Origin of the sequence: Streptomyces sp. WELS2 (genome assembly GCF_013870595.1) — a bacterium.
In the GTDB taxonomy this organism is placed as follows: domain Bacteria; phylum Actinomycetota; class Actinomycetes; order Streptomycetales; family Streptomycetaceae; genus Streptomyces.
Genome location: NZ_JACBWZ010000303.1, coordinates 1 through 6,906, shown reverse-complemented (window position 1 = coordinate 6,906; position 6,906 = coordinate 1). Strand labels below are relative to the sequence as shown.

General features: G+C 71.7%; 7 protein-coding genes and 1 pseudogene. 6 read left to right on the top strand and 2 right to left on the bottom strand.

Going from position 1 to position 6,906, the window contains the following annotated elements; genetic code table 11:
* Both H5J33_RS18515 and H5J33_RS18510 read left to right on the top strand, forming a co-directional pair.
* A pseudogene (locus tag H5J33_RS18515) lies at positions 1 to 335 on the top strand (aerial mycelium formation protein); the annotation flags it as partial.
* A gap of 35 nt (positions 336 to 370) precedes the next feature.
* Positions 371 to 994, top strand: coding sequence for a TetR family transcriptional regulator (locus tag H5J33_RS18510; protein ID WP_181796047.1), 624 nt, complete (start codon positions 371 to 373; stop codon positions 992 to 994).
* A 155-nt stretch (positions 995 to 1,149) separates the two neighbouring features.
* Here the strand turns inward: H5J33_RS18510 and H5J33_RS18505 are convergent, their stop codons facing one another.
* Complete coding sequence (locus tag H5J33_RS18505) at positions 1,150 to 3,519, bottom strand: excinuclease ABC subunit UvrA (RefSeq protein ID WP_181796046.1); 2,370 nt, start codon at positions 3,517 to 3,519, stop codon at positions 1,150 to 1,152.
* Positions 3,520 to 3,752: 233 nt separating this feature from the next.
* Positions 3,753 to 4,094 (bottom strand): hypothetical protein, encoded by a 342-nt coding sequence (locus H5J33_RS18500; RefSeq protein ID WP_181796045.1) that lies wholly within the window; start codon positions 4,092 to 4,094, stop codon positions 3,753 to 3,755.
* 283 nt (positions 4,095 to 4,377) lie between these two features.
* Between H5J33_RS18500 and H5J33_RS18495 the strand changes: the two genes are divergently transcribed.
* From H5J33_RS18495 to H5J33_RS18480, 4 genes are all read left to right on the top strand, one after another.
* Entirely contained in the window at positions 4,378 to 5,226 is an 849-nt protein-coding gene (locus tag H5J33_RS18495; protein ID WP_181796044.1) for a putative RNA methyltransferase, read from the top strand.
* An 87-nt stretch (positions 5,227 to 5,313) separates the two neighbouring features.
* Positions 5,314 to 5,802 (top strand): helix-turn-helix domain-containing protein, encoded by a 489-nt coding sequence (locus H5J33_RS18490; RefSeq protein ID WP_181796043.1) that lies wholly within the window; start codon positions 5,314 to 5,316, stop codon positions 5,800 to 5,802.
* A gap of 80 nt (positions 5,803 to 5,882) precedes the next feature.
* Entirely contained in the window at positions 5,883 to 6,482 is a 600-nt protein-coding gene (locus H5J33_RS18485) for a hypothetical protein (protein WP_181796042.1), read from the top strand.
* Between the two features lie 94 nt (positions 6,483 to 6,576).
* Positions 6,577 to 6,906: DUF2516 family protein (locus H5J33_RS18480; RefSeq protein ID WP_181796048.1), on the top strand; the 330-nt coding region annotated here is incomplete at its 3' end.

Below are 6,906 nucleotides of genomic sequence, written 5' to 3'. Positions count from 1 at the left end.
CGCCGGCCGACGGCTCGGTGGTCGACCGGCTCGCGGAGATCCTGAAGGACGCCCCGGCCCGGCAGCGGTCCTCGGCCCGCCATGTCACGCTCGGCACCCCGCACAACGAGGAGTACGGGCGGCTGGCCGCGGAGATGCTCGCCGAGGTGGAGCTGTCGGACCTGACGGCGCGCACCGACCCGGAGCTGACCGCCGCCATGGGCCGCCTGGTCCGCTACGAGCAGGAGGTGTCCCGCTGCCGCCAGCGCCTCCAGCGCACCGCCGACGACTGCGGCGGGGAGATCGCCCGCCGGTACCGGGAGGGCGAGGCGCAGGTGGACGACCTGCTGATCTGAGCGCGGCCCGGGCCGGTCTGCGTAGGCTCCCCACCATGGGTGAGATGGGCCTGCGCGAGCGCAAGAAGCAGCGGATGTACCAGGACGTGTCGGACATCGCCGTACGGCTGTTCCTGGAGCGGGGCTTCGACGCGGTGTCGGTGGCGGAGGTCGCCGCCGCGGCCGGGATCTCCAAGCCGACCCTCTTCCGGTACTTCCCGGCCAAGGAGGACCTGGTCCTGCACCGGATCGCGGACCACGAGACGGAGGCCGCCCGGGTGGTGGCCGGGGCCGCCGACCCGGTGGCCGCGCTGGGCCGGCACTTCCTGGCCGGACTGGACCGGCGCGACCCGGTGACCGGCCTGAACGACCACCCCGGGGTGCTCGCCTTCCACCGGCTGCTCTACGGCACCCCCTCGCTGGTGGCGCGGGCCTACGCCCATCAGGAGCGGTCGGAGGCGGCGCTCGCCGAGGCGCTCGGCGGCGATCTGGACGCGCGGCTGGCGGCCGGGCAGATCATCGCCGTGCAGCGGGTCCTGGCCCTGGAGAACTGGCGGCGGATCGCGGCGGGCGAGCCGCTCGAGCGGGTGGCGCCGGACGCCGTACGGGCGGCCGAGCGGGCGTTCGCGCGGCTGGCCGGGGCGCTGCCGGAGCTGCGAGCCTCGACTGAGACTCGGTAAATAATGTAACTCGGTAACGTTTTGTCGTACGCTGGCGGCATGACGTCGACCGACCCCGCCCTCACGGAAGCCCTGCACGCCGAGCGCGCCGCTGCCGTTCCGAGAGCCGGGCGGGCCCGGCGGCCGGCGTCTGCCGTTCCGAGACCCGGGCGGGCTCAGCGGCCGACGTACTCCGCCAGGTGCTCGCCGGTGATCGTGGAGCGGGCCGCGACCAGCTCCGCCGGGGTGCCCTCGAAGACGATCCGGCCGCCGTCGTGACCGGCGCCCGGGCCCAGGTCGATGATCCAGTCGGCGTGCGCCATGACCGCCTGGTGGTGCTCGATGACGATCACCGACTTGCCCCCGTCGACCAGCCGGTCCAGCAGGCCCAGCAACTGCTCCACATCGGCCGGGTGCAGCCCGGTGGTCGGCTCGTCCAGGACGTGGATCCCGCCCTTGTCGGACATGTGCGTGGCCAGCTTCAGCCGCTGCCGCTCGCCGCCGGACAGCGTGGTGAGCGGCTGGCCGAGGGTGAGGTAGCCGAGGCCCACGTCGGCCAGGTTCCGCAGCACGCGGTGCGCGGCCGGGGTACGGCCCTCACCGCTGCCGAAGAACTCCTCGGCCTGCTCCACCGTCATCGCCAGCACCTCGCTGATGTCCCGGCCGCCGAGCCGGTACTCCAGCACCGAGGCGTCGAACCGCCGGCCCTCGCACTCCTCGCAGGTCGTCGCCACCCCGGCCATGATCGCCAGGTCGGTGTAGACGACCCCGGCGCCGTTGCAGGCCGGGCAGGCGCCCTCCGAGTTCGCGCTGAACAGCGCCGGCTTCACCCCGTTGGCCTTGGCGAACGCCTTGCGGACCGGCTCCAGCAGCCCGGTGTACGTCGCCGGGTTGCTGCGCCGCGAGCCGCGGATCGGGGCCTGGTCGACGAAGACCACACCCGCGCCGGCCGGCACCGACCCGTGCACCAGCGAACTCTTGCCGGAACCGGCCACCCCGGTCACCACGGTCAGCACCCCGAGCGGGATGTCGACGTCGACGCCCTTCAGGTTGTGCGTGGTGGCCCCGCGGATCTCCAGCGCGCCCGACGGCCCCCGCACCGTGTCCTTCAGCTTGGCCCGGTCGTCCAGGTGGCGGCCGGTGAGCGTGCGGGCCGCGCGCAGCCCGGCGACGGTCCCCTCGAAGCAGACGGTGCCGCCGGCCGTACCCGCGCCCGGGCCGAGGTCCACCACGTGGTCGGCGATCGCGATGACCTCCGGCTTGTGCTCCACGACGAGCACCGTGTTGCCCTTGTCCCGCAGCCGCAGCAGCAGGTCGTTCATCCGCCGGATGTCGTGCGGGTGCAGACCGGCGGTCGGCTCGTCGAAGACGTATGTGACGTCCGTCAGCGAGGAGCCCAGGTGGCGGATCATCTTCGTGCGCTGCGCCTCGCCGCCCGAGAGGGTGCCCGCGGGCCGGTCCAGGGAGAGGTAGCCGAGGCCGATCTCCACGAACGAGTCGAGGGTGTCGCGCAGCGAGGCGAGCAGCGGTGCCACGGACGGCTCGTCCAGCTCCCGCACCCACTCGGCCAGGTCGCTGATCTGCATCGCGCAGGCGTCGGCGATGCTGATCCCCTTGATCTTCGAGGAGCGGGCCGCCGCACCGAGCCGGGTGCCGGCACAGTCGGGACAGGTGGTGAAGGTGACCGCGCGGTCCACGAACTCCCGGATGTGCGGCTGCATCGCCTCCCGGTCCTTGGCGAGCATGGACTTCTGGATGCGCGGGACGAGCCCCTCGTACGTCATGTTGATGCCCGCGATCTTCATGCGGGTCGGCTCGCGGTACAGGAAGTCGTCCAGCTGCCGTTTGCCGAAAGCGCGGATCGGCTGGTCCGGGTCGTAGAGGCCGGACTCGGTGTAGAGGCGGTGATTCCAGCCGCCGGGCTTGTAGCCGGGGATGGTGAGCGCGCCCTCGTTGAGGGACTTGTCCGCGTCGTAGAGCTGGGTCAGGTCGATGTCGGTGACCGTGCCGCGGCCCTCGCAGCGCGGGCACATGCCGCCCGTGATGCTGAACTCGCGGCGCTCCTTGACCTGCTTCCCGCCGCGCTCCACGGTGACCGCGCCGGCCCCGCTGATGGAGGCGACGTTGAAGGAGAACGCCTTGGGCGAGCCGATGTGCGGGGTGCCGAGCCGGCTGAAGAGGATGCGCAGCATCGCGTTGGCGTCGGTGGCGGTGCCGACCGTGGAGCGCGGGTCGGCGCCCAGGCGCTGCTGGTCCACGATGATCGCGGTGGTCAGCCCGTCGAGCACGTCCACGTCGGGCCGCGCCAGGGTGGGCATGAACCCCTGGACGAACGCGCTGTACGTCTCGTTGATCAGCCGCCGCGACTCCGCGGCGATGGTGTCGAACACCAGGGAGCTCTTGCCCGAACCGGAGACGCCCGTGAACACCGTCAGCCGGCGCTTGGGTATTTCCACGGTGACGTTCCTGAGGTTGTTCTCCCGTGCGCCGTGGACCTTGATGAGCTCGTGGCCGTCGGCGGCGTGCCGTGTGATGACGTCGTCCATGCCGGCCACGGTAACGGCGCCCGCCCCCGTGCCGCTTCTCGATTCCTGACCGGTCGCGGGCCGGCGGCGCAGATTTTGGCAGGCGGCCGATACCCGCAGGTGAATGGCCGTCCCACCTGCACTTATCCATAAGTTGGGAGTCGGGCCGCCAGGCCACGTCCGACACCAGCGCACCGCGTGAAGGCCCCCACCGACGGGCAGCCGGTGAGCCGCCCCTCGTGCACCGGGCGGGCTCAGCCGGTGATCTCCCGGAGCAGGTCACCGCTCTCGTCGTACAGCTCCAGGACGAAGCCCACCCCGGACCGGGAGAGCAGCGAGGCGAGGCCGTCGAGCCCGCCGGGGTCGACGACACCGTTCAGCAGGGTCTCCGCCCGGTCGAGCGGATCAAGCTCGACCCGGCACCAGCGCGTCTCGACCTCGTACCCCTCCCAGGACGACGACCGCGAACTCCAGCCCGCTCCGACGAACAGCTCTGCCACGGCCGAGGTGCCGCGCCCCCGCAGGATCCCGCACAGGTTGTTGGCGGCGTCCAGCCACCCGGAATTTAGCTCCGGACCGTCGTCCGAGATGTCCATCGCAGGGGTCCTTCCGTCCCGGGGCGGGTGGGGCAAGGGAGCGTTCGGTGAGCTCGTAAGGTATAGGCATGTGGACCCAGCACACCCAGGCTCTGTGATCACGAGGCGTTGAGGGCGATGCCGTGGGGCGTCGCCCTCCTTGGTGTGCCTGTTACGTGATCCACGTTCCTCGCGCCGCCCTGCCGAGGCGGCGCGATGCCGGGCTCGTTGTTCTCGGGACCCGCGGCTTACGAGAGCGCGTACAGGCACGGTCCTTTCCCTTCACCGTTGCCAGGAGTGCCTCGTGCCCGCGTTGCTCCCCCCTGCCCTCGAACCGTTCCTCGACGTGCTGCGCTGCCCGGTGTGCCGCGCCCGTCTCCGCCCCGGCCATGGCTCACTGCGCTGTCCGGCGGGCCACACCTTCGACATCGCGCGTCAGGGCTACGTCGGCCTCCTGACGGGCATCCGCGCCACCAGTGGCGACGACGCGGCCATGGTCCAGGCGCGAAACCGGTTCCTGTCCACCGGCAGGTACGCCCCGATCCACCGGACCATCACTCGTATGACAGCCGACGCCCTGCCCGGTCAAGGCAGGGTCGTGGACGTCGGATGCGGCACCGGCCACTGCCTGGCCGGCGTACTCGGTCGACTGCCCGGCGCCCGCGGCCTGGGGCTGGACACGTCGGCACGCGCCCTGCGCTCGGCGGCCCGGGCCCATCCGCGCGCTGCCGCGGCGAGCTGGGACGTCTTCCGCCCCTTCCCCTTGGTCGACCAGGGGTTCGACGTCGTGCTGGACGTGTTCGCCCCGCGCAACCCGTCCGAGTTCCACCGAGTGCTCCGCCCGACCGGCCGGCTGATCGTGGTGCGCCCCGTCGAGCGGCACCTGGCCGAGCTACGGGGCCGGATCCCCGCGATGGTCACGATCGACCCGGACAAGGAACAGCGCCTGCACCAGGCGCTGGACCCCTACTTCCAGGCCGCCGACACCCGGCACGTCGCATACACCACGCCACTGACCAGGCAGGAAGCCATAGACCTGGTGGGAATGACACCCAGCGCACGCCATCTGACCCACGCGGACCTGAACGGCCACGGCTCCCTGCCCGGTCAGGTGACCGTCTCCGTGCTGGCCACCTCCTACCGGCCTCGGTGACCACACCCGGCCCACCGGTCACCGCTCGCGACACACTTTTGCAAGCAGGTGCTTGCAAAAGTTAGCGAGGGTGGGCAAGGTGGAGACATGGCATCGCTGAACGTCGGCAATCTCGGTGAGTACCTGCGCGAGCAGCGGCGGAACGCCCAGCTGTCGCTGCGGCAGCTCGCCGACGCCGCCGGGGTGTCCAACCCGTACCTGAGCCAGATCGAGCGCGGACTGCGCAAGCCCAGCGCGGAGGTGCTCCAGCAGGTCGCCAAGGCCCTGCGCATCTCCGCCGAGACGCTGTACGTCCGCGCCGGCATCCTCGACGCCGAGCGGGACCGGGACGAGGTCGAGACGCGCGCCGTCATCCTCGCCGACCCCTCGCTCAACGAGCGGCAGAAGCAGGTGCTGCTCCAGATCTACGAGTCCTTCCGCAAGGAGAACGGATTCGGGACCGGCGAGGCGGCCGGGCCGGCGCGGGACGGGGTGGGCGCCACGGACCAGGGAACCGGTGGCGGCAGCAGTACGGCCGGCGGAGGCGATGCCGCCGGAAGCGACACCGACGCAGGCCCGCGGCGGACGGCCGGATAACGCCGGACCAGGGCTCGGACGCCCGCCGCGGACCTCGTCAACCCAGCCGAACGCGAATTCGATCCGGGAGGATCCCCACCATGGCCATCACCGACGACCTGCGCAAGACCCTCAGCGACCCGACCCCGCTCTACTTCGCCGCCGGCACCGCCGATCTGGCGCTTCAGCAGGCCAAGAAGGTGCCGGCCCTGGTCGAGCAGCTGCGCGCCGAGGCCCCGGCCCGCATCGACGCCGTACGCAACACCGACCCCAAGGCCGTGCAGGAGAAGGCCGCCGCCCGCGCCAAGGAGGCACAGGCGACCCTGCAGGCCAAGGTCGGCGAGCTCTTCGGCACCCTCGACGTGAAGAAGCTGGGCGAGACCGCCCAGGACCTCGCCCTGCGCGGGGTCGGCGTCGCCGCCGAGTACGCCGTCAAGGCCCGCGAGACCTACGAGAAGGTCGCCGAGCACGGCGAACAGGCCGTGAAGACCTGGCGCGGCGAGGCCGCCGAGGAGATCGAGGAGCTGGCGATCGCCGTCGAGGGCAAGCCCGAGCCGGTCGAGGTCCACGACGACGAGCCGAAGCCGGCCGGTGCGGAGGCCGGGCCCGCCGCGGAGCAGAAGCCCGCGGCGAAGAAGGCGCCGGCCGCCCGCAAGGCCACCACCACGAAGAAGACCACGCCGTCGGCCAAGGGAGAGTGACCGGCCGCACGGGCACGGGCCGGGCACCTTTGGGGTGTCCGGCCCGTTCTATGGGTACGGTGGCGGCGAGCAGGGGTTCGCGAATCGACGGATGGTGGGCGACATGCTGATGCTGGGCTTCGCGGGGTTCATGGGCATCTTGAAGATCATCCTCATGGCCCTGGCCGCGATCGGGCTGTTCGACGCCGCGTTCCGCCGGGAGGACGCCTTCCGGGCCGCCGACAAGCAGAACAAGGTCTTCTGGCTGATCATCCTCGGCATCGCGCTCGTGGTCAGCTATCTGTTCTCGATCCTGTCCATCCTGCCGATCGCCGGCGCGGTCGCCAGCATCGTCTACCTCGTCGACGTCCGCCCCGCCCTCCAGCAGGTGGGCGGCGGCCGAGGCTGGGGCCGCCGCGGCCGGGGGAGCAGCAGCGACGGTCCG